Raw genomic sequence first — 22,458 nt, 5'->3', positions numbered from 1 at the left:
CTGGCCGCTTTGGCGACCGGCGCCAGCGGATAGGGGGGCCTCGTGGGATTGAAATATGTAGGCTACGGTCTTGTCGCTCTCGCGGTCGCTGTCGCCGCCGGCTACGCCGCCCTGGCACTTAGCCCGTGGCCTTCGGTCCTTCTGATCCGCTACGCCTTCCATAAGGATGCGGTGGCAAAGAACCGCGCGCTCGAAAAGCACGTGCCTGCCAATGTGAGCGAACTGCTCGACGAGCGCTATGGCGAGGACCCGGACGAGACCCTTGACGTTTTCTTTCCCGCCGAGGCTTCGGCCAAGGCATTGCCGACAGTCGTCTGGGTGCATGGCGGCGGCTTCGTTGCCGGAAACAAGGTCGACATCACGGCGTATATGAAAATCCTGGCCGGGCGGAGCTACGTCACTGTCTCGGTCGGCTATTCCGTCGCCCCTGGCGCCCGCTATCCGACGCCGGTCGTCCAGGCCAACAAGGCGCTTGCCTTCCTTTCCGGCAATGCCGGTCGCTACCACATCGACCGCAACAGGCTTTTTCTTGCCGGCGATTCCGCCGGCTCGCAGATCGTCGCTCAACTGGCTGCCACGATCAGCAATCCCGCCTATGCCGCCATGGTGGGCGTCGATCCGGCCATAGAGCGCGCGCAGCTGAAAGGCGTTGCACTGTTCTGCGGCATCTACGATCCAGCGATGATCTCGCCCGAAGGGCCGTTCGCCGGCTTCAACAGGACCGTCATGTGGTCGTATCTCGGTGTGAAGCGGCTGAACGATGACCCGCGCGTTGCCGAATTTTCCGTCAACCGGCACCTGACGCCGCAATTTCCGCCGGCATTCGTCTCCGCCGGCAATGCCGATCCGCTGGCGCCGCAGTCCCGTCTGATCGCGCAAGCGCTCACGGCGAAGGGCGTCGAGGTCGACACGCTGCTCTTTCCGGACGACTACAGTCCGGCCCTGCCGCATGAGTATCAGTTCGATCTCGACGGGAAGGCCGGAGAGCAGGCGTTCGAAAGGCTGACGGCATTCCTGGACCGATTGGCCAACCAGCCGCAATGACCGGCTTGCCGGCATCCAGACGTCTGGCGTGCGTTCAGCCGCGCCGGTAGATCCAAAGCTGCGTCGGCGGAATGTTGCGGATGACGAAATGGAAATGCTCGACCGTATAGTCGCCGCGGCCCGGCGGGATCGGCGACAGCGGTCCATAAGTCAGCTGCACGATCGGCCGGCCCGCCGGGATGCGGTCGAGCAGGCTCTCGACATAGGCGATGCGCTGGGCGACCGGGAAGTTGAGCAGCGGCACGCCCGATACCACCGAATCGAAGATCAGGTCGCGCTTGTCGCCAAGCGTCGCGTCGAGATTGAAGGCGTCGCCCTCGATGACGTTGACGCCTGGATAGAGCTGGCGCAGATGGCGCACGAAATCAGTGGAATATTCGACCGCGTAGAGATTTTCAGGCTTTATGCCCTGAGCGAGGATGGCGCGCGTGATGACGCCTGTGCCGGGCCCGACCTCGAGCACCGGCAGGCCGGATTTCGGATCGACGATCGAGGCCATCTTGCGCGCGGTGATGGAACTGGTCGGGACGATCGAACCGACCGCCTTCGGCTTGTCGATCCAGCCCTTGAAGAACTTCAGCTCGTCGTCGAACTTTTCCGCCAGCGTCTTTCGCAATCCGGGACCACGTGTCATCGAAAGTCCTCCTCAACGCTCCCTCGCATGCTACTTAGCAGCTACGAGGTGCAAGACAAGGCGAATCCCCGGATAAGGTGTTGATGACGCTCGGGAAGCGTTTTCCGGGGATCAGCGTCAGTGCTCGCCGAATGTTTCGAAAAAGTCCTTCATGCGGGCGAAAAAACCGCTCGACTGGGGCGAATTGTCCTTTGAGGAAAGCTGCTCGAATTCCTCCAGCAATTCGCGCTGGCGGCGCGAAAGGTTCTGTGGCGTCTCAACCACGGTCTGGATGTAGAGGTCGCCGATATTGGGCTGGCGCAGCACAGGCATGCCCTTGCCCTTGAGGCGGAACTGGCGACCGTTCTGGGTGCCTTCCGGCACCTTCACCTTCGTCTGGGTGCCGTCCAGCGTCGTCACCTCGAACGAGCCGCCAAGCGCTGCCGTCGTCATCGAGATCGGCACCTTGCAATAAAGATCGGCGCCGTCGCGCTGGAAGAACTCGTGCGGCTTGACCGCAAGGAAGATGTAGAGATCGCCCGACGGGCCGCCGCGCAAGCCGGCCTCGCCCTCATTGGCAAGCCGGATGCGGGTGCCGTCCTCGATCCCGGCGGGGATGTTGACCGACAGCGAGCGCTCCTCGGTGACGCGGCCCTGGCCGGCACATTTCGGGCATGGATCCTTGATGGTCTGGCCGCGCCCCTGGCATTGCGGGCAGGTGCGCTCGATCGAGAAGAAGCCTTGCGTGGCGCGCACCTTGCCGTGGCCGTTGCACATCGAGCAGGTGACGGGCTGGGTGCCGGGCTTGGCGCCGCTGCCCGAGCATTCCGAGCAGGAGATCGAGGCCGGCACACGGATCTGCGCGGTCTTGCCGGAAAATGCCTCTTCCAGCGTGATTTCCATATTGTAGCGCAGGTCGGCGCCGCGTTCGCGGCCGCCGGACGAGCGGCGCTGGCGCCCGCCCATCATATCGCCGAAAATGTCCTCGAAAATGTCGGCAAAGCCGCCGGCGCCAAAGCCTTGCGCCCCGCCATTCATGCCGCCGTGCTCGAAGGCGGCGTGGCCGAAGCGGTCGTAGGCGGCGCGCTTCTGCGGATCTTTCAGCGTCTCGTAGGCTTCGTTGATTTCCTTGAACTTGTGCTCGCAGGCATGGTCGCCTGGGTTGCGGTCGGGATGGAACTGCATGGCGAGCTTGCGGAAAGCGCTCTTGAGCTCCTTCTCGTCGGCGCCCTTTTGCACGCCCAGCGTTTCGTAGAAATCAGCTTTCATATTTTCCCGCAGTCCGGATATTCAACGTCTTGAAGCATTCCAACGTCTTGAAGCATCGTCGCGTCGTTTGCCGGCACGCTGTTCCGATTTAGGTGCGATGGAGCCGCGATGCCAGTGTCTACGAGGCTTTGTCCGCATTTTTTCGGCCGGCTCCGCGTTTTTCCGGCAAGGGTTGCAAAAAAGCCCGGCTGCGCGCCGGGCTTTTTCCTTACCTGTACCGTCAGGCGGTTCAGGCCGACTTCTTCTTCTCGTCGTCTTCGTCGATTTCCTCGAAATCGGCATCGACCACATCGCTGTCCTTGGCGGCCTCCGCCTTGGCGTCGGCCTCGGCGGCTTCCTTCTGCGAAGCCTCGTACATGGCCTGGCCGAGCTTCATCGAGACTTCGGCGAGCGTCTGCGTCTTGGCCTCGATCTCGGTCACATCGTCGCCTTCGGCAGCGGTCTTCAGCGCCGCGATCGCATCGGCAATCGCCGTGCGGTCGGTCTCCGAGACCTTATCGCCATAGTCCTTCAGCGACTTCTCCGAGGAATGCACCAGAGCCTCGGCCTGGTTGCGGGCCTCGACCAGCGCGCGCCGCTTCTTGTCGACTTCGGCATTGGCCTCGGCATCCTTGACCATCTTCTCGATGTCGGCATCCGAAAGGCCGCCAGACGCCTGGATGCGAATCTGGTGCTCCTTGCCGGTGCCCTTGTCCTTGGCCGAGACGTTGACGATGCCGTTGGCGTCGATGTCGAAGGTGACCTCGATCTGCGGCACGCCGCGCGGGGCAGGCGGGATACCGACCAGGTCGAACTGGCCGAGCGCCTTGTTGTCGGCGGCCATTTCACGCTCGCCCTGGAAGACGCGGATGGTCACCGCCGACTGCGAATCCTCGGCCGTCGAGAACACCTGGCTCTTCTTGGTCGGGATCGTCGTGTTGCGTTCGATCAGCCGCGTGAACACGCCGCCCAGCGTCTCGATGCCGAGCGACAGCGGCGTCACGTCGAGCAACAGCACGTCCTTGACGTCGCCCTGCAGCACGCCGGCCTGGATGGCGGCGCCAAGTGCGACGACCTCATCCGGGTTGACGCCCTTGTGCGGTTCCTTGCCGAAGAACTGCTTCACGATCTCCTGGATCTTGGGCATACGGGTCATGCCGCCGACCAGAACCACCTCGTCGATCTCCGCGGCCTTGAGGCCGGCATCCTTGAGCGCCGCCTTGCAGGGGTCGATGGTACGCTGGACGAGATCTTCGACCAGGCTTTCGAACTTCGCCCGTGTCAGCTTCAGCGTCAGGTGCTTGGGGCCGCTGGCATCGGCGGTGATGAAGGGCAGGTTGATCTCGGTCTGCGTGGTGGACGACAGCTCGATCTTGGCCTTTTCAGCCGCCTCCTTGAGGCGCTGCAGGGCGAGTTTGTCGTTCCGCAGGTCGATGCCCTGTTCTTTCTTGAACTCGGCCGCCAGATATTCGACCAGACGCATGTCGAAATCCTCGCCGCCGAGGAAGGTGTCGCCATTGGTCGACTTGACCTCGAACACGCCGTCGCCGATTTCGAGCACCGAGATGTCGAACGTGCCGCCGCCAAGGTCATAGACGGCAATCGTCTTGCCTTCCTTCTTGTCTAAGCCATAGGCAAGTGCGGCCGCCGTCGGCTCGTTGATGATGCGCAGCACTTCCAGGCCGGCGATCTTGCCTGCATCCTTGGTGGCCTGGCGCTGGGCGTCGTTGAAATAGGCCGGAACGGTGATGACCGCCTTCTCGACCTTTTCGCCGAGATAGGCTTCCGCCGTTTCCTTCATCTTCTGCAGGATCATCGCCGAGATCTGGCTGGGCGACTGGTTTTTGCCGCCGGCCTCGACCCAGGCATCGCCATTGTCGCCCTTGACGATCTTGTAGGGGACAAGCTTCTTGTCCTTCTCCGTCACCGGATCGTCATAGCGGCGGCCGATCAGGCGCTTGACCGCGAAGATGGTGTTTTCAGGATTGGTGACCGCCTGGCGCTTGGCCGGCTGGCCGACGAGGCGCTCGCCGTCGCTGTTGATGGCGACGATGGAGGGGGTCGTGCGCGCGCCTTCCGCATTCTCGATGACCTTGGATTCCTTGCCGTCCATGATGGCGACACAGGAGTTGGTTGTTCCCAGATCGATACCGATTACTTTTGCCATTTTTCTAATCTCTCCGCTAAGCAGGCTCTCAGGACCCGTACAGGCGTTCCGACGAAAGCCCCTGTTCACAAGAAATTCCGCTCCGGCAACCGGCATTCGGCGCTGGACGGCTTGGCGGGTATATAAGAACAGGCTGCGTCACGCGCAAGCATTCTGCGCAAGGCGTTCACCATTCATCGCGGTTGATCGGATTCGGGACCGGCAGGCCCCGTGTTCCTCGGCCACGATATCTCGAATCCAGCCGGTTTAGCCCGACCAATGAACCTTTCCGCCTCAGCCTGCGACTGACGCTCAGGTGCCGCGTGGTGCGGCCCGGAAAGGAAAGCCCAATGACCACAAACCCAGAGGCTCCATGGTCTCCGGGAACAGCAGGAGCTCAGCGCGACCATCGCCTTCGGGACCGGGTCGATGCGCTGGGCTTTCCGCTGGTTCCGTTGACCCTGCGCAGACGCAGGCGTATCATGACGTTGAGGAAAGCAGACAATTCGATCAGGGATGAACGTGCCGGAACGCCGCGCCTTGCCCTGATTTGCGCGCCGAGACCGGATGTTTCTCCCGTGACCTGCGGGGGGAGATCCATGTCGTGCGACCACGGCGCGTTCGCGCGCTCCTATGCCGGCCGTCTGCGCCGTGTCATCCAGGCAACCAGCGCATTATTGCCCTTGGCGCTTATCGCCGGGCTTTGGGCCAGCTTCTGGCTTGGCGGCTCGGCCCAGGCGCAGGAAACCCAGATCATCTATCCGGGCTCGATGGCAGTGACCGGGTTTTCCGGCACCATCATCCCCAATTTCGAGGACGGGCTGCCGCCGGGCGTCGATCCGGTCGACGAAACCTTCATCGACACGGCGCGCGCAACCTTGCGCGTTTTCGACGTTTCAAGGCTGGATGGGCCGGCCTCGGGCCAATTGGTCTTCACCCCGCCACCCTTCGAGGTCACGGCCGAGCAAATCGGCCAGGTGTTCGGCATCGCCTATGACGACGGCGTGCGCGACGGCGTTCCCTCCGCCATTCCAAACCTCTATGCCGGCGCCACGTCGCTGCACGGCATCCGCATCGTCACGCCAGACGGCGACGCCGACGGCCGGCCGGAGCGGCAACGCCGCGGCATGGCTGACGCGGTCTTCATGGACGGCCAGTTCGGCACCGAAAACGGCGGCGGCCCCGGAACGATCTGGAAGATCGACGGCATCACCGGCGCCGTCTCGAAATTCGCCGATATCGACGCCGATAGCGGTCCCGGCATCGGCGACGTCGCTTTCGACAATATCCACCGCCAGTTCTTCGCCAGCGATCTCGACACCGGCCTCATCCACCGCATCGACGCCAATGGCGCGTTGGTCGATACATTCGATCACGGCGTTGCCGGACGCCCGGCACACGGGCTTGCCGCCCTTGCCGACGACGGCTCTGTGATGGACATCCATGGTGCTGCCTTCGACAGCGAGGACCCCGACAGCTGGGGCTATACGCAGGACGAGCGCTGCGTCTGGTCGGTCGCCTATCGTGGCGGCCGGCTCTATTATTCGGTCGGCGAAAAGGCGGAAATCTGGTCGGTGGGCATTGCCGGCGACGGCAGCTTCGCCGGCGACCCGCGCCGGGAACTGACAGTCAAGGCCGACAAGGATTACGCGGTCACCGACATCGCCTTTGACAACAAGGGCTTCATGTATCTGGCCCAGCGCGGCCAGGTGGAGAACCGCTACGACTACAGCCAGTTCGCCGATTCCGGCAAGGGTGAGGTCATCCGCTACTGGCGCGAAAACCCGGACGATCCGGCGACTGAATTGGTCTGGGTGGAAGTGCCGCAGGAATATGCGGTCGGCTTCCCGCAAGACAACCGGCAGTCGGCCGGCGGCCTCGACCTGCAATATGGCTACGATGCCCAAGGCAATCTCGACACCGGTGTCTGCACCGACACGCTGGTCGATACCGGCGACAAATTGCGCGACAACCCGGAGTTCGCCGAACAGCTCGCAGCCGGCGGGCCGCTTGCCGTGCACGGCGTGCAGGTCACGCCGACGGCGCTGGTCAAGCCGGCCAACGTGCCGCCTTTCGGCTCGTGGTTCGTCGATTTCGACAATTATTTCGAAGACCCGGAAGTCGAAGGCCATGTCGGCGACGTCGAGGTCTGGCGCCCCTGCGAAGGTCGCGCCGGCTATTACGAGCAGGTGCCGGGCGACTATCTGCCACCTTTCTATCCACCGGACTTCCCGCCCCCCGGGAACTTGCCTCCCTGTATCGATGTCGAGGACGTCGAGTATTTCTGCACGCCCTCGGGCCTCGAAGCCGATCTCTATCTCCATGACCATGCCGGCTTTGGCGGCGATTCGATCAAGGCTCTGTCCAGGACGCCTGGCGTCGGCGTGACATCACCCCTGTCGCATGCTCCCGGCGCGCCATACACGATCGGCATCACCGGCCATTATCCTGGCGAAAGGGTCGATGTCGGGCTCTGCTTCTACAAGCAGTCCGACCGCGACAAGGGTGGCTACTACCCTTGCTGCAAGATGACCTTGCCGCTCAGAACCCCAGCCGTCAGCTGCGAGCCGTGAGGAGGGGAAGATGAGCAATCTTGCACTTTTCCCGCTCGCCCCGAGCAGTGAGTCAACCGGCAATCAACCAATCGTCATGGAGACCATCATGAAACCCCTGTCACTCGCCAGGCGCGGCGCGCGCTGGCTGATGGCGGCCGGTATCGCGGTCGCCATGCTAGGCCCGCTGCAAGGCTTCGCCGAAGACCTTGCTCCGGCCAAGACCAAGCCTGCCGATGCGGGCATCCACACGGTCATTCCGGATCCCAAGCTCGATTTCGACAATCCTCGCATCGTCAATCCGGAGCCGGGCCGGATCGTGCCCTTCTTCACCAAGAAAGGCACCCAGAGAGGCTGCGACTATGTCGTATACTCGCTGAGCTTTGGCTTGCGCGGCAATCCGCAAGGTTTTGCCAGCCCGGGCCTCGCGGCCATGCTGAAAAAGGTCAGGCTCGATTTCAGGGACCAGCTCCCGCATGGCCTGCGGATCGTCGGCGTGCATGTGACCGGCGACGGCACCGATGCGTCCGGCGGACCGCTGCCCGGCGCTGCGATCAGCAGTTCGGCTGATCCCAACGATACGGCGACGGTTTCCGATTTCCGGATTTCCGCCGGCGATCTCGACGGCATCGGCGCTCCGAACGAGCGCGTCATCACCTTCCAGATCACCGCCAAGATCGACCATACGGCGTTTCCGTCGCCGGCGATCGTCGACAATCAGGGCGTGATCAAGGTGAGCCGCGAACGCGGCGCCGGCGTCGAAATCCCGTCGCAGGACCCGGGCAAGCCGGACGACGGCAACTATCTCACGGGTGCAAAGACCTCGATCAAGATCGACGTCACCAAATGCAACCCGCCGCCTCCACCTCCCGGCGATCGGGAATGCTTCAAGGTGGAGCGAGGCACGGTCGATTGCGTCCCCGGCGGCGGCGCCTTCATCTACCACATGCCGGTCGGCCCTGAGATGGGTGGCAAATGGGTGCAGCTTTCGACGACGACACCCGGCATCACCATCATCCCCGACACGCAGCTGGTGCCGGCGGGCGGCGGTGTGCTCAATTGGAAGATCGTTGGTGCATCACCTGGCGACGTCATCCACATCATCGTCACCGGCATCGAAACCTATGCCGGCCCGAAGGAGGGCTGGGGCCTGTGCTGCACACAAACGATCGATATCGTCATCCCGCGAGACCAGAGGTGCCCGCCGAAGGACAAGGAACCAGATCTGAAGGTCGAAAAGCGCGCCGACGTGCAACGTTGCACTATGGGCGGCGGCTGCGACTTCATCATCAGGGTCACCAATGTCGGCGATGCGCCCTACCACGGCAAGATCGTGCTCGACGAAGTCACCCTGCCAGCCGGCTCCACCCTCGATTCAGGGCCGAACCCGCCCTGGGTCTGCGCGCCTGGAATCACCCCGATGACATGCACTCATCCGGTGACCACGCTCAATCTTGGTGCCTCAGTCGACCTCAAACTCGGCTTCAAGCCGGCCGCAGGCTGGCAAGGCAGCGTCTTGCGCAACTGCGCAACTTATAATTACGGGGCCAGCGGCAAGCCGCTTTTCGGCAGCCAGCAAAACGACCGCGGCTGTGCTTCGATCCCGATCTGCCGGCGTGGCGATCGTGACCGCGATTGCCGGCCACCGGTGGAGAAGAAGGTCGACCTGATCCTGAAGAAGCGCGCCCGCACCGAACTCTGTTCGGCCGATGGCGTCTGCACCTTCGTGATCGACATCATCAACAATGGCAGTGTCCCCTATAACGGGCCGCTGACGGTCGTCGATACCTATCCGGGCGGCGCGCCGGCATCCTCGACCTTCGGCCCGACGCCGCCATGGACATGCGGACCGAACGGTCCCGGCAAGTTCCGCTGCGACAATGCCGGCATCGCGCTTATGCCGGGCGCCTCGACGCCGATCTTCGTCAGGGCGGTGATGCCGGCCAACTACCGGCCGGATATCGTCGAGAACTGCGCCGAGGTGAAGGCTATTCCCGGTGAGAACGACATCGTCAACAACAGGGCCTGCGCCAAGGAACGCATCCGTCATCCGAATGGCGGCCAGCCGGCCCTGCGCATCACCAAGGTGTGCAATGGCTCGCTGGCCGGTGCTGCGGTCGTTTCCTGCCGCATTACCGTCATCAGCCTGGGCGCCACTGCCCCGACCGGTCCGGTGCGGGTCAATGACGCCGCGACGCTGATAGCCGGTGGAACGCCGGTCCAGATCCAGACCGTCACTCCCGACGGTGCGGACTGGGCTTGCGGACCGGTTCCGGCCAATGCGCTGTCGTGCCAGATTCCCGGCGCCGCTATGACGTCTGGAACCAGCCGCCATTTCGACGTGACAGTTGCTGCGAACGGCGAATTCGAGAACTGCGCACGCGGCTCCTACGGCCCGGCTCCGGGAGACGATATCGTCTATCCGATCGGCCAGGCCTGCGCCAAGGGCGGCGCCGCCTCGACCATCCGCGTCGAGAAGACCGGCGACGCCGAGTGCAAGCCCGGCCAGTCCTGCTCGTTCGAGATCACCATCACGAACGATGGGACGAGCTCCTTCTCCGGTCCGGTTCGCATCGGCGATGCGATCGGCGTCGAAGGCCGCGGCCGGCTGGAGGGCATTGCGATCACCTCGATCGATCCGCCCTTCGGCTGCTCGCCAGAGCCGGCAACCTTGCCTCTGTCCTGCATCGCCCAACTGACGCTCGGCGCCGGGGAAAGCCACGTGCACAATGTGACCGTGATCATTCCCGACGATGGCCGTCTGGCCAGTCTGCAAGGCACTGTCAACGGCCAGAACTGCGTCGGCGTGCTGTCTCCGAACACGCCGGTGCAAGGCGGTGGCGACGTGTTGTCCCGCGGTGCGGCCAACGTGCAGGGCGATCGCGGCAAGGCCTATGCCTGCCATCCCTTCATCATCACGCATGAGGTGAAGAAGGAGTGTTCGCAAGGCTTCGTCATGAACGACGCTGGCAACTGCGTCTGCCCGCCAGGCACGACCTTCCGCAACGGCCAGTGCTCGTCGGGCGGCGGTACGGTCATCGTGCCGAAGCCGAAGCCTTGTGTCCTGCTCAAGGGCCAGATCCGTACCGAGGACGGACGCTGCGTCTGCCCGCGCGGAACCGAGCTGGAGAACGGCGCTTGCGTTGGGAACAAGCCGAAACCCGAGCAGTGCACCATTCGTGGCCAGATCCACAACGCTGCTGGCGATTGCGTCTGCCCGAGGGACACGGAAGTCAGGGGCAATGCCTGTCGGCCAATCCAGCCAAAGCCCGAGCAGTGCAGCATCCGCGGTCAGATCCACGACGCCGGAGGCGATTGCGTCTGCCCGAGGGGCACGGAAGTCAGGGGCAATGTCTGCCGGCCAATTCAGCCAAAGCCCGAGCAGTGCGCGATCCGCGGTCAGATCCACAACGCCGATGGCGATTGTGTCTGCCCGAAAGGTGCGGAAGTGCAAGGCAATGCCTGCCGGCGCAAGAAGCCAGTTGTGGTGGAGTGCCCGATACCTGGCCAGATCCACAACAAGCGCGGCGCCTGTGTCTGCCCGCGTGGGACCGAGCTGCGCGACGGCGCCTGCCGCAAACCACGGCTGGAATGCGCACCGGGCGCGCGGCCGATCAACGGCCAGTGCCAGCCGATCATCAAGCGGCGCTGCCCGGTCGGGACGGTCGGACGATATCCGGACTGCGTCCCGATCCGCCGGAAATCGACGCTTGAGCCGAACCTGCTGCTGAATCCGAATGTTCTTCAGCAAGTCGTTCCACGGCGCAAGCCGCAGCCGGAGCAATAGGATACGGGGCGCGGAACTTCAAACAGTGACCGTGCTCGTCACCCAACACCCCGCCGGAGCGATCCGGCGGGGTTTTTTCTTCAGCGGCAGATGAGAAGGCAGCGCAAACCTGAAGCCGTTGCGTCGACGGGAGGACAAACCGGCTTCCACTTTCCGGACTCATGGTCTAGGCAGTCGATACAGACAGAGGGTCCGTAAACCGGGGCGTTCGGGAAGGCCGCATCATGAGCAAAAAAACCCTGATCGCGCCATCGGTGCTGGCGTCGGATTTCTCGAAGCTCGGCGACGAGGTCGAGGCGGTGGTGGCCGCCGGCGCCGACTGGATCCATCTCGACGTCATGGACGGGCATTTCGTCCCCAACATCACCTTCGGCCCGCCGGTAATCAAGGCGATCCGCAAACGCACCAAGGCGTTTTTCGACTGCCATCTGATGATCGCACCGGCCGATCCCTATCTGGAGGCCTTCGCCGAAGCCGGCTGCGACGGCATCACGGTGCACGCCGAAGCCGGGCCGCATCTCGACCGCTCGCTGCAGACGATCAGGAGCCTCGGCAAGAAGGCCGGCGTTTCGCTCAACCCGGCGACGCCGGAAACGATGATCGAATATGTGCTCGACCGGCTCGACCTGATCCTGATCATGACCGTCAATCCGGGCTTCGGCGGCCAGGCCTTCATTCCCGCGATCGTCGACAAGGTGAGGCGGGTGCAGGCGCTGATCGGTGACAGGCCGATCCGGATCGAGATCGACGGCGGCATCTCGCCCGAAACTGCGCCCTTGGTCACCGCGGCCGGCGCCAGCGTGCTGGTCGCCGGTGCGGCCATCTTCAAGGGCGGCAGCGTCGAAGCCTACCGGGCAAACATCGAGGCAATCAGGGGAGCGGCGGACAAGGCGGCCGGCTGACCGCCGCCGTCCGGCCGGAGACAGCCGCTCGGGGGGACTTATGAGCAACCATCTGTTCGATGCTTTCCGTGCCCGGATGCCCGCGCCAGAACGCCTTTTTATGGAGACGGAGGACGGCCGCTCGGTCAGCTATGGCGATGTGCTGGCACGCTCCGCACAACTGGCGCATGCGCTGTCACAGCTGGGCGTCGAAGCCGGCGACCGCGTCGCCGTTCAGGTCGAGAAGAGCCCCGAGGCCATTTTCCTCTATCTCGCCTGTCTGCGTGCCGGCGCGATCTTCCTTCCGCTCAATACCGCCTACACGCTGACCGAGCTCGACTATTTCTTCCGCGATGCCGAGCCGCGCCTGGTCGTCTGCGACCCGGCGCGAGCGGCCGAAATCGGCGCCTTGGCGCAGGCCTCGGGCGCCGCGGTCGCGACACTCGGCAGCAAGGGCGAGGGGTCGTTGACCGATCGCGCCTCTGAGGAGGCCGTGGACTTCCACGATGCGGCGCGCGGACCGGACGATCTTGCCGCGATCCTCTACACGTCCGGCACCACCGGCCGTTCGAAAGGCGCCATGCTCAGCCACGAGAATCTCGCCTCGAATGCGCGGGTGCTCGTCGACCACTGGCGCTTCACCCCGGAAGACGTGCTGATCCATGCGCTGCCGATTTTCCACACGCATGGCCTTTTCGTCGCCATCAATGTCGTCCTGATGGCCGGTGCATCGATGCTGTTCGAAACCAGATTCGACCCGGCCCGCATCGTCTCGCTACTGCCGCGCGCCACCGCGCTGATGGGCGTGCCGACCTTCTACGTCCGCCTGCTGCAGCAGGACGGCCTGAACCGGCAAGCGGCGAAAAACATCCGCCTGTTCGTTTCCGGCTCTGCGCCGCTTTTGGCCGAGACGCACAAGGCTTGGCGCGAGCGCACCGGCCACGCCATCCTCGAGCGCTACGGCATGACCGAGACCAACATGAACACGTCGAACCCCTATGAGGGCGAGCGGCGTGCCGGCACGGTCGGCTTTCCCTTGCCCGGCGTCTGCCTGCGCATCACCGATCCCGACGGTGGTGAAACACTTGCCCAGGGCGAGATCGGTATGATCGAGGTCAAGGGCCCGAATGTCTTTTCCGGCTACTGGTGCATGCCGGAAAAGACCAGAGCGGAATTCCGTGACGACGGTTTCTTCATCACCGGCGATCTCGGCCTGATCGATGCCGACGGCTATGTCCACATCGTCGGCCGTGGCAAGGACCTGATCATTTCCGGCGGCTACAACATCTATCCGAAGGAGGTGGAGAGCGAGATCGACGCTCTTGCCGGTGTCGCCGAAAGCGCTGTCATCGGCGTTGCCCATCCGGATTTCGGCGAGGGTGTCACGGCGGTCGTGGTGCGGACGCCGGGCTCGACCATCAGCGCCGCCGAGATCGTCGAGGCCATCGCCGGACGCCTCGCCAAGTACAAACATCCGAAACGGGTGATCTTCGTCGACGAACTGCCGCGCAACACCATGGGCAAGGTGCAGAAGAACCTGCTGCGCGACGCTTACAAGGCCCTCTATACGTCCAAAGCCGGCTAAGCCTGAGGGATAGCGTTGGCTGTAAAAACCTTGGCGCCGTCGATCCAGACGTTTTTCACGTCCAGATCGTCCGACAGCGAAACGATGTCGGCGGCGGTGCCCTTGGCGAAGCGCCCGAGCCGATGCGACTGGCCGATCGCCTGCGCCGGATAGAGCGAGGCCATGCGCAAGGCTTCGTCGAGGTCGAGGCCGACGACACGGTGCACGAAGCGCACCGCGGAAATCATGTCGAGATCCGCGCCAGCCAGCGTGCCGTCGGCAAGTGTCAGCCTGCCATCCTTGCGGTGGATCGTGCGGCCGTTCAGCATGAACGAGGTCATGTCGGTGCCGATCGTCGCCATGGCGTCGGTGACGAGCAGGATCCTGCCCGGCCCCTGCTTGGCGCGCAAAGCGATGGCCATGGTGGCCGGATCGACATGGATGCCGTCGGCGATGACGCCGGCATAGAATGTGCCGGTATCGATGGCGGCGCCCGCCAGCCCCGGCTCGCGATTGCCGATCTGGCTCATTGCATTGAACAGATGTGTGACCACCGTTGCGCCGGCCTCGGCAAAGGCGCGAGCCGTGGCATAGCCGGTATCGGAATGGCCAATGCTGACGATGACGCCGGCCTTGCTGAGCGCCGACACCTGGTCGGGCGCAACGGATTCGGGCGCCACTGTCGTCAGCAGCACCGGCAGGTTTTTCCGCGCGGCGATCAGCATCGCCTGGTCGGCATCGGTCATTGGCCGGATCAGGGCCGGGTCATGTGCGCCCTTACGGGCGATCGACAGATGCGGGCCTTCGAGATGCAGGCCCAGGAAACCCGGCACCTTTTGCCGTGCGGCCTCTGCTCCGGCGGCAACCGCCGCGGCGGTGATCTCGGACGTGTCGGTGATCAGCGTCGGCAACAGTGCCGTCGTGCCGAAGGGCGCGTGTGCCCGGCAGATGGTCTGGATGGAGGCGACATCCGGATGGTCGTTGAGCATGACGCCGCCGCCGCCATTGACTTGCAGGTCGACGAAGCCCGGCACCAGCATGCCGCCGCCGGTCTCGATACGCGCAACACCGGATGGAACGGCGCCGGCGGGAACGATGGCCTCGACGAGGCCGGCGCGTACGACAAGGGCCGCATTGTCGTGCCAGTCGTCGCCATCGAATATCCGGGCGCCGGTCAGGGCAAAACGGTCGCTCATAGGGTTTCCGTCACCTTGCGCAGATTGGGCGGCGTGTCCGGGTCGAGGCCGCGATGGCGGGCAAAAGCCTCGACGAAGCCGTAGAACGACACGATCAGCGTCAGCGGATCGGTCAGCGGATGGCCGGTGGCGACATGCGGCAGAGGCTGCGCCCTCTTTGCCTTGTCCGAAGTCACAAAGACGGCGGCGCCCTTGCCGGCCAGGCTGTCCGCGGCTTCGGCCACCGACGGTTCGGATGCATCGCGGGCGGCGAGTGCCAGCACCGGGAAGCCGGGACCGACCAGCGCCAGCGGGCCATGCATGACCTCGGCCGCACTATAGGCCTCGGCATGCATGGCGCAGGTTTCCTTGAATTTCAGTGCCGCCTCGTTGGCGATCGCCGCCGACGGGCCACGGCCAAGGATGAACAGCGATTTCGGCGTCTCAAGCGCCCCGGCCAGCGCCATCCAGTCGCAAGCGATCGCCTTGCGAAAATGTTCCGGCAGGCGAGCGAGTGCTGCCAGAAGTTTGTCATCGCCGGTGCAATGCGCCATCAAGGCGAGCCCGGCGACCGCCGAATTGACGAACGTCTTCGTCGCCGCGACGCTGCGCTCCGGTCCGGCCAGGATATCGATCGCGTAGTCGCAGGCGCGTGCCAGCGGCGAATCGGCGGTGTTGGTGACGGCGACGGTCAGCGAACCGCCGGCTCTCGCCGCTTGCGCCATCGCAACGATGTCCGGGCTCTTGCCGGATTGCGAGATCGCCAGGCAGGCCGAGCCGCCCAGTTTCAATTTCGCGCGGTAGATCGAGGCGATCGACGGGCCGACCGATGCAACCGCCAGGCCGGCGGTCAGCTCCACGGCATATTTCATGAAGGTCGCGGCATGGTCCGACGAACCGCGCGCCACGGTGACGACGAAATTCGGGTCTCGCTCGCGAATGCCGCGCCCGGCCTCGGTCAGCATCGCTGCCGAGCCATCGAGCAGGCGTGCGGTGGCCTCCGGGATCTCCTCGATCTCGCGCCGCATATGGGTCGTTGTTGCGCTCATGGCCGGCCCTCTTCGCCCGGCCCGCTCAGCCGGAGTTCGGCGACGAAATCATAGGCGTCGCCCCTGTAGATGGAGCGGGTGAACTCGATCACCTTACCGCTCGCCAGATAGGAGATACGCTCGATGTGCAGGCCGGCAATGCCCGGCGGCACTTCCAGCAGATGCGCGTCGCTATCGCCAAGATTGGTGGCGGAAATCCGCTGCACCGCCCGCACCGGCCTGTTGCCGGTCTTGTCCAGCGCCGCGTAGAGCGATGAACCGATCGCCGCCGGATCGGGCAGCACGCTTGTCGATAGTGAGGCGCGCTCGATCGCCAGCGGCGTGTCGTTGGCGATGCGCAGGCGCGCCACACGAGCCACCAATTCGTTCGACGCCAGGCCAAGCACCATCATCTCGTCGGGCGACGGCGGATAGAGGCCGCGGTCGAGCCAGGCCGAACGCACCGCCATGCCGCGCCGCGCCATGTCCTCGGTAAACGAGGTCAGCATCGACAGCGACTGCTCGACGCGCTCCATGCGCGGCGCAACGAAGGTACCGGAACCATGGCGCTGGACGAGGATGCCGCCCTTGACCAGGTCCTGTACCGCCTTGCGCACGGTGACGCGCGAAATGTCGGCCTTGCTGGCGATATCGCGCTCGGAAGGCAGCGCATCGCCCGGTCCGATCAGCCCGCGTTTGACCGCGTCCTCGATGCTCTTCCTCAGCTGCAGATAGAGCGGCGCGCCGCTTTGCGACGACTGTTTCAGCGCCGCGAAAATCTGGTCGGCGGCGTCGCTCATCGCGCTGCCTCCGCCGTGTCCGCGAAAATCCGAACCGCCATCTGCACCGCGCCGCCCAGCGCATCGTCGAGCGGCGGCTTCAGCAACGCCCGGTAGCGCGCCGACAGGCGCGGCGCATAGAGCGGCGCCAGCCCGCCGAGCAGGCAGAGCGGATCGTCGCCACCGAGGTCGAGCACGCCAAGCGCTGCCTCGACATCGGCGACAGCCTTGTCGAGGATCCAGATGGCGACGACGTCGCCCCTTTCGGCATGTTCGAACACCTTGGGCGCGAAGCCGCCGAAGTCGCCGGGCTTGGCATTGGTGGTGAATTCGACCACATCCTCGGGATTGTTGCGGAAGATGGCGAGCATGGCCTCTGTCAGCGGCGATCCTTCGCGGATGCCGTCATAGGCGAGCAGCGTCTGTTCGAGCAGGTCACGGCCGATGCGGGCGCCGCTGCCCTGGTCGCCGACCTGGAAACCCCAGCCGCCGATGGCGCGCGACTTGCCTTGTCTGCGCGCCATATAGGCGGTGCCGGTGCCGAGGATGGCCATGGCGCCGTCACCGGAGCCGACCGCGCCTTCCAGCGCAATCTCGGCGTCGGTCTCGACGCGGCTGATGCGGAACGGCAGGATCGCTTCGAGCTGCTGCCTGTAGGTGCCGACATTGGCGCCGGCTAGGCCGAGAATGGCCGGAGTTTGCGGGATTAGTGCGGGATCCTTGCCTGCGGCGACAAAGGCCTGCTGCGCTGCGTCGACGATGTTCGTCCTGGCGCCGGTGAGATCGGTGCGGATGTTGGCGGCGCCGCTTTTGGCACGGCCGAGGACGGTGCCGTCGGCCGTTGCAAGGGCCGCCCTGCAGCTGGTGCCGCCGCCATCGATTCCGAGCACGAATTTCACGCGATTTCTCCTCCGGGCGGATAATACCAATAAAATACCAATAGCCAAGGATTAATTTCCATTTCAAAAATGTTAAGGCGTAATTTGTTGGAAAATCAGCCGATTTTGTCCGAAGGCCTGCCCCGCGCAAGGATTTCATTAATGCGTGTGGACAAGTGGTATTTTTTTGGTATTGTTTTCTGGATTGGAGGAAAGCGGATGGCCGAAACGCGCACCGAAGCGCTTCACCAGAATGCCGAGGGCCTGGATATCCAGGCCCCGGAGGCTATCCTTTCCTCTTTGGCCAATGCGCAGATCGAGGCCGCCAAGGCCGTGCACGGCGCCATTGCCGCCATTGCCGCCGCAGCCGAAATCATCGCCGACCGGCTGAAAAGCGGCGGCAAACTCGCTTATGCGGCGGCAGGCAGTTCAGGCCTGATGGCGTTGGCCGATGCGCTGGAGCTGCCGGGCACTTTCGGCATCCAGCGCGAGCGCATCGCCATCCTGATCGCCGGCGGCGATGACGCCTTCAACACACTGGCCGGCGGGCCGGAGGACGATACCGACGAAGCCTCGGCTGCGGTCGTCGCCGCCGGCATCGGCAAGGGCGACTGCCTGATCGCCGTCTCGGCCAGCGGCTCGACGCCCTATGCGGTGCGGGCGATCGGGGAAGCCGGGCGCCGAGGTGCGGCGACCATCGCCATCGCCAACAACAGGGATGCGCCGCTGCTGCGGCTGGCCAACATCGCCATCCTGCTCGAAACGCCGCCGGAACTGATAGCCGGCTCGACGCGCATGGGCGCCGGCACCGCCCAGAAGATTGCGCTCAACATGCTGTCGACGCTCGCCGCCATCCATCTCGGCCATGTGCATGATGGCTACATGGTCAACCTCATGGCCGACAACATCAAGCTGCGCGATCGCGCCGCACGCATCGTCGCCGCCATCAGCGGGCGCGACAAGGACGAGGCGGCGCGCCTGCTCGAAAAGAGCGGCGGCGTCGTCAAGACCGCCATTCTGCTCGCCGCCGGCGCCGCCAGCGCCGATGCGGCCGAGAAGATACTGGAAGGGACCGGCCACAAGCTGCGGCCGGCGCTTTCCGCGATCGAGGGGAGCAAGGGGCGCAATGCCTCTGTTCTCATCAAAACCGAACCTGAAAAAGGTCAACAGGGAGACTGAGCATGACAACGAAGCTACTGACGGCACTTCTTCTCGGCACCAGCATTCTCGGCTCCGCCGGGGTGGCTTATGCCGACGTAACGCTCAACATCGAAAGCTGGCGCGGCGACGACCTTGCCATCTGGAAGGACAAGTTGATCCCGGCCTTCGAGGCCAAGAACCCGGGCATCAAGGTGGTGTTCGCGCCATCGGCGCCGACCGAATATGACGCGGCCCTCGGCGCCAAGCTCGCCGCCGGCTCTGCCGGCGACCTGATCACCTGCCGCCCGTTCGACAAATCGCTGGAGCTCTTCAAGAAGGGCAACCTGGCCGATATCTCGACGCTGCCCGGCATGGAGAACTTCTCCGACGTCGCCAAGGCCGCCTGGCAGACCGACGACGGCAAGTCGAGCTTCTGCGTGCCGATGGCTTCGGTCATCCACGGCTTCATCTACAACAAGGACGCCTTCGACAAGCTCGGCATCAAGGTGCCGACGACCAATGAGGAGTTCTACGCCGCGCTCGACAAGATCAAGGCCGACGGCACCTACATTCCGATGGCGATGGGCACCAAGGATCTCTGGGAAGCCGCGACCATGGGGTACCAGAACATCGGCCCGAACTACTGGAAGGGCGAGGAAGGCCGCCTGGCGCTGATCAAGGGCGAGCAGAAGCTGACCGACCCGCAGTGGGTCGAGCCCTTCAAGGAACTGGCCAAGTGGAAGGACTATCTCGGCGACGGCTTCGAGGCGCAGACCTATCCGGACAGCCAGAACCTGTTCACGCTCGGCCGCGCCGCCATCTACCCGGCCGGCTCGTGGGAAATCGGCCTGTTCAACACGCAGGCGCAGTTCAAGATGGGCGCGTTCCCGCCGCCGGTGCAGAAGGCCGGCGACACCTGCTACATCTCCGACCACACCGATATCGGCATGGGCCTCAATGCCGCGTCGAAAAACGCCGATGCGGCCAAGACCTTTCTGTCCTGGGTGGCCTCGCCGGATTTCGCCACCATCTACGCCAACGCACTGCCGGGCTTCTTCAGCCTGAACAACACCCCGGTGACGATGGAAGACTCGCTGGCACAGGAATTCGTCTCCTGGCGCGGCAAGTGCAAGTCGACGATCCGCTCGACCTACCAGATCCTGTCGCGCGGCACGCCGAACCTCGAGAACGAGACGTGGGTTGAATCGGCCAACGTCATCAACGGCACCGACACGCCGGAAGCTGCCGCCAAGAAGCTGCAGGACGGCCTCGACAGCTGGTACAAGCCGGCGAAGTAAGGCTCGGCGAAGCGTTGTCTCCCCCCTTGAGGGGGAGATGTCGCCGAAGGCGACAGAGGGGGTCGGTCGAGGCAGGCCGCGGCTTGATCGTTGCTGAAAGGCACGGTCGAACGACGCTGGCGCGCTGCCTCGGCCGACCCCACCCGCCTCGCTTCGCGAGGCACCCTCCCCTCGAGGGGGGAGGGAGACGCCGCGCTCTTTTTGCCGGCAATTGCAAGAACCTGATCGGCGGGGACCGAACTCATGGCCGCAACACCGAAAAGACCGTTCCGCTGGCACATCGGCGTCTTCCTGGCGCCGGCGTTGCTGGTCTATACGGCGATCATGATCCTGCCGCTGGCCGGCACGCTGCAGCTCTCCCTGTTCCGCAACATCAACCAGTCGCAGGTGTTCGTCGGGCTGGAGAACTTCCGCATGCTGTTCGGCGATCCCAACTGGTCGGTCAATTTCTGGAACGCGCTCAGAAACAATGTCTGGTTCTTCATCATCCACATGCTCGTGCAGAACCCGATCGGCGTCCTTTTGGCCGCACTTCTGTCCAGCCCCAGATTGCGGTTTTCCGCCTTCTACCGCACGGCGATCTTCGTGCCGACGATCCTGTCCTTCGTCATCGTCGGCTTCGCCTGGAAGCTGATCCTGTCGCCGCTATGGGGCGTGGCGCCGCATATGATGGATCTCGTCGGCCTCAAAAGCCTGTTCACGCCATGGCTCGGCAAGGCGCAATATGCGTTGACCGCGCTCAGCCTGATTTCGGTGTGGCAGTTCGTCGGCATCCCGATGATGCTGATCTACGCGGCACTGCTGTCCATTCCCGAAGAGGTGATCGAAGCGGCCGAATGCGACGGCATCACCGGCATGGCGCAATTCTGGAAGATCAAGCTGCCGCTGATCCTGCCGTCGATCGGCATCATCTCGATCCTGACCTTCGTCGGCAATTTCAACGCCTTCGACCTGATCTACACCGCGCAAGGCGCGTTGGCCGGACCGAACTATTCGACCGATATCCTCGGCACTTTCCTCTACCGCGCCTTCTTCGGCTTCCAGCTGCAGGTCGGCGATCCCAACATGGGCGCGGCGATCGCCACGATGATGTTCCTGATCATTCTTGGCGGCGTCTGCGTTTATCTGTTCCTCGTACAGACGCGCTTGCGTCGCTATCAGTTCTGAGGCGCGACATGAGCACGGCAACCCGTTCGCTGCCCCGCACCATCGGCGCCCATGCGATCCTTTTGACCTACACCGCTATCGCGCTGTTTCCGGTGATCCTCGTGGTGATGAATTCGTTTAAATCCCGCGCGGGCATCTTCGGCGCGCCGCTGACGCCGCCGACGCCGAAAACCTTCGACCTGATCGGCTACAGCACGGTGATCGGCCAGGGCGACTTCATCCACTATTTCCAGAACAGCCTCGTCGTCACCGTCGCCTCGCTGTTCTTCGTGCTTTTGTTCGGCGCAATGGCGGCGTTTGCGCTGTCGGAATACCGCTTTCGCGGCAACTCACTGATGGGGCTCTACCTCGCGCTCGGCATCATGATCCCGATCCGCCTCGGCACCGTCGCCATCCTGCAGCTTATGGTGGCGAGCGGACTGGTCAACACGCTGACGGCGCTCATTCTGGTCTATACGGCGCAAGGCCTGCCGCTCGCCGTCTTCATCCTGTCGGAGTTCATGAAGCAGGTCTCCGACGATCTGAAGAATGCCGGGCGCATCGACGGACTGTCCGAATACACCATCTTCTTTCGGCTGGTACTTCCGCTGGTCAGGCCATCGATGGCAACGGTCGCCGTCTTCACCATGATCCCGATCTGGAACGATCTGTGGTTTCCGCTGATCCTGGCGCCGTCGGAGGAGACCAAGACGGTGACGCTCGGCGCCCAGCTGTTCCTCGGCCAGTTCATCACCAATTGGAATGCGATCCTGGCCGCGCTGTCGCTGGCGATCATGCCGGTGCTGATCCTCTACGTCATCTTCTCGCGGCAACTGATCCGCGGCATTACTTCGGGAGCGGTCAAGTGAAAGAGGGAATCAAGTCTGTCGCCGGCGTGCGTATCACCCCACCCGGCGCTTCGCGCCGACCTCCTAATCAAGGGGAGGTAGGGCGCCAACATGTCGGGGGGCAAAATGGCCATGCGGGAAATCTCCCGACGGCGGTGACGGCGCCAGCCACTTACCTCCCCTCGATGGGGAGGTCGGCGCGCAGCGCCGGGGGGGGTGACGCGACCGCGACGAGAGCAACTCGAATACCGGAGTGGTCAGGTGAGTTCTGAAAAACCCCTTCGCATTGTCGTCGCCGGCCTCGGCAATATGGGCCGCAGCCACGCGCTGG

General features: G+C 64.0%; 16 protein-coding genes. 9 read left to right on the top strand and 7 right to left on the bottom strand.

The window, feature by feature from the left end; genetic code table 11:
- Positions 1–42: 42 nt before the first annotated feature.
- Positions 43–1,044, top strand: coding sequence for an alpha/beta hydrolase (locus NKI85_RS17710; RefSeq protein ID WP_352777152.1), 1,002 nt, complete (start codon positions 43–45; stop codon positions 1,042–1,044).
- A gap of 34 nt (positions 1,045–1,078) precedes the next feature.
- Here NKI85_RS17710 and pmtA read toward each other — a convergent pair whose 3' ends face one another.
- The 3 genes from pmtA to dnaK all read right to left on the bottom strand — a co-directional run bounded on the left by pmtA (position 1,079) and on the right by dnaK (position 5,072).
- Positions 1,079–1,678: a phospholipid N-methyltransferase PmtA gene (gene pmtA / locus NKI85_RS17705; RefSeq protein ID WP_352777150.1), complete on the bottom strand. Its 600-nt coding sequence runs from the start codon at positions 1,676–1,678 to the stop codon at positions 1,079–1,081.
- Positions 1,679–1,795: 117 nt separating this feature from the next.
- On the bottom strand, positions 1,796–2,926 hold the full coding sequence (dnaJ, locus tag NKI85_RS17700; protein WP_023679852.1) for a molecular chaperone DnaJ: 1,131 nt from the start codon (positions 2,924–2,926) through the stop codon (positions 1,796–1,798).
- A 229-nt stretch (positions 2,927–3,155) separates the two neighbouring features.
- Positions 3,156–5,072 (bottom strand): molecular chaperone DnaK, encoded by a 1,917-nt coding sequence (gene dnaK / locus NKI85_RS17695; RefSeq protein WP_352777148.1) that lies wholly within the window; start codon positions 5,070–5,072, stop codon positions 3,156–3,158.
- 578 nt (positions 5,073–5,650) lie between these two features.
- On the opposite strand from dnaK, the gene NKI85_RS17690 reads away from it, so the two are divergent.
- The 4 genes from NKI85_RS17690 to NKI85_RS17675 all read left to right on the top strand — a co-directional run bounded on the left by NKI85_RS17690 (position 5,651) and on the right by NKI85_RS17675 (position 13,856).
- Entirely contained in the window at positions 5,651–7,624 is a 1,974-nt protein-coding gene (locus NKI85_RS17690; RefSeq protein ID WP_352777146.1) for an NHL repeat-containing protein, read from the top strand.
- 10 nt (positions 7,625–7,634) lie between these two features.
- Positions 7,635–11,390 (top strand): DUF7929 domain-containing protein, encoded by a 3,756-nt coding sequence (locus NKI85_RS17685; RefSeq protein WP_352777143.1) that lies wholly within the window; start codon positions 7,635–7,637, stop codon positions 11,388–11,390.
- A 224-nt stretch (positions 11,391–11,614) separates the two neighbouring features.
- A complete protein-coding gene (gene rpe, locus NKI85_RS17680; protein WP_352527615.1) occupies positions 11,615–12,292 on the top strand; it encodes a ribulose-phosphate 3-epimerase in 678 nt (225 codons plus the stop codon).
- A gap of 40 nt (positions 12,293–12,332) precedes the next feature.
- Positions 12,333–13,856 carry a malonate--CoA ligase gene (locus NKI85_RS17675; RefSeq protein WP_352777140.1) on the top strand — a complete coding sequence of 508 codons (1,524 nt, stop codon included), beginning with the start codon at positions 12,333–12,335 and terminating at the stop codon, positions 13,854–13,856.
- Here the strand turns inward: NKI85_RS17675 and nagA are convergent.
- From nagA to NKI85_RS17655, 4 genes are read right to left on the bottom strand one after another with little or no spacing between them, the layout of a single operon-like run.
- Positions 13,853–15,031, bottom strand: a complete 1,179-nt coding sequence (nagA, locus tag NKI85_RS17670; protein ID WP_352777137.1) for an N-acetylglucosamine-6-phosphate deacetylase — start codon at positions 15,029–15,031, stop codon at positions 13,853–13,855. The two genes, NKI85_RS17675 and nagA, sit on opposite strands and share 4 nt — an antisense overlap.
- Positions 15,028–16,059, bottom strand: coding sequence for an SIS domain-containing protein (locus tag NKI85_RS17665; protein ID WP_352527619.1), 1,032 nt, complete (start codon positions 16,057–16,059; stop codon positions 15,028–15,030). The genes nagA and NKI85_RS17665 overlap by 4 nt, the downstream gene beginning before the upstream one ends.
- Positions 16,056–16,838 carry a GntR family transcriptional regulator gene (locus NKI85_RS17660; protein WP_352777135.1) on the bottom strand — a complete coding sequence of 261 codons (783 nt, stop codon included), beginning with the start codon at positions 16,836–16,838 and terminating at the stop codon, positions 16,056–16,058. The genes NKI85_RS17665 and NKI85_RS17660 overlap by 4 nt, the downstream gene beginning before the upstream one ends.
- Entirely contained in the window at positions 16,835–17,716 is an 882-nt protein-coding gene (locus NKI85_RS17655; protein WP_352777133.1) for a glucosamine kinase nucleotide-binding domain-containing protein, read from the bottom strand. Before NKI85_RS17655 ends, NKI85_RS17660 begins: the two co-directional genes overlap by 4 nt.
- A gap of 198 nt (positions 17,717–17,914) precedes the next feature.
- Between NKI85_RS17655 and NKI85_RS17650 the strand changes: the two genes are divergently transcribed.
- The 4 genes from NKI85_RS17650 to NKI85_RS17635 all read left to right on the top strand — a co-directional run bounded on the left by NKI85_RS17650 (position 17,915) and on the right by NKI85_RS17635 (position 22,148).
- A complete protein-coding gene (locus NKI85_RS17650; RefSeq protein ID WP_352527623.1) occupies positions 17,915–18,874 on the top strand; it encodes an N-acetylmuramic acid 6-phosphate etherase in 960 nt (319 codons plus the stop codon).
- Between the two features lie 2 nt (positions 18,875–18,876).
- Entirely contained in the window at positions 18,877–20,133 is a 1,257-nt protein-coding gene (locus NKI85_RS17645; protein ID WP_352527624.1) for an ABC transporter substrate-binding protein, read from the top strand.
- Positions 20,134–20,376: 243 nt separating this feature from the next.
- Positions 20,377–21,300, top strand: a complete 924-nt coding sequence (locus NKI85_RS17640) for a carbohydrate ABC transporter permease (RefSeq protein WP_352527626.1) — start codon at positions 20,377–20,379, stop codon at positions 21,298–21,300.
- 8 nt (positions 21,301–21,308) lie between these two features.
- A complete protein-coding gene (locus tag NKI85_RS17635) occupies positions 21,309–22,148 on the top strand; it encodes a carbohydrate ABC transporter permease (RefSeq protein ID WP_352777129.1) in 840 nt (279 codons plus the stop codon).
- Positions 22,149–22,458: the final 310 nt, after the last annotated feature.

This window comes from Mesorhizobium sp. M0571, assembly GCF_040320985.1.
In the GTDB taxonomy this organism is placed as follows: Bacteria; Pseudomonadota; Alphaproteobacteria; order Rhizobiales; family Rhizobiaceae; genus Mesorhizobium.
This window is presented reverse-complemented; position numbering and strand designations above follow the sequence as displayed.

Bases quoted from the DNA above. Each gene is read 5' to 3' on its own strand.
- pmtA (WP_352777150.1), bottom strand. From the start codon at position 1,678: ATGACACGTGGTCCCGGATTGCGAAAGACGCTGGCGGAAAAGTTCGAC.
- dnaJ (WP_023679852.1), bottom strand. From the start codon at position 2,926: ATGAAAGCTGATTTCTACGAAACGCTGGGCGTGCAAAAGGGCGCCGAC.
- dnaK (WP_352777148.1), bottom strand. From the start codon at position 5,072: ATGGCAAAAGTAATCGGTATCGATCTGGGAACAACCAACTCCTGTGTC.
- NKI85_RS17690 (WP_352777146.1), top strand. From the start codon at position 5,651: ATGTCGTGCGACCACGGCGCGTTCGCGCGCTCCTATGCCGGCCGTCTG.
- NKI85_RS17685 (WP_352777143.1), top strand. From the start codon at position 7,635: ATGAGCAATCTTGCACTTTTCCCGCTCGCCCCGAGCAGTGAGTCAACC.
- rpe (WP_352527615.1), top strand. From the start codon at position 11,615: ATGAGCAAAAAAACCCTGATCGCGCCATCGGTGCTGGCGTCGGATTTC.
- NKI85_RS17675 (WP_352777140.1), top strand. From the start codon at position 12,333: ATGAGCAACCATCTGTTCGATGCTTTCCGTGCCCGGATGCCCGCGCCA.
- nagA (WP_352777137.1), bottom strand. From the start codon at position 15,031: ATGAGCGACCGTTTTGCCCTGACCGGCGCCCGGATATTCGATGGCGAC.
- NKI85_RS17665 (WP_352527619.1), bottom strand. From the start codon at position 16,059: ATGAGCGCAACAACGACCCATATGCGGCGCGAGATCGAGGAGATCCCG.
- NKI85_RS17660 (WP_352777135.1), bottom strand. From the start codon at position 16,838: ATGAGCGACGCCGCCGACCAGATTTTCGCGGCGCTGAAACAGTCGTCG.
- NKI85_RS17650 (WP_352527623.1), top strand. From the start codon at position 17,915: ATGGCCGAAACGCGCACCGAAGCGCTTCACCAGAATGCCGAGGGCCTG.
- NKI85_RS17645 (WP_352527624.1), top strand. From the start codon at position 18,877: ATGACAACGAAGCTACTGACGGCACTTCTTCTCGGCACCAGCATTCTC.
- NKI85_RS17640 (WP_352527626.1), top strand. From the start codon at position 20,377: ATGGCCGCAACACCGAAAAGACCGTTCCGCTGGCACATCGGCGTCTTC.
- NKI85_RS17635 (WP_352777129.1), top strand. From the start codon at position 21,309: ATGAGCACGGCAACCCGTTCGCTGCCCCGCACCATCGGCGCCCATGCG.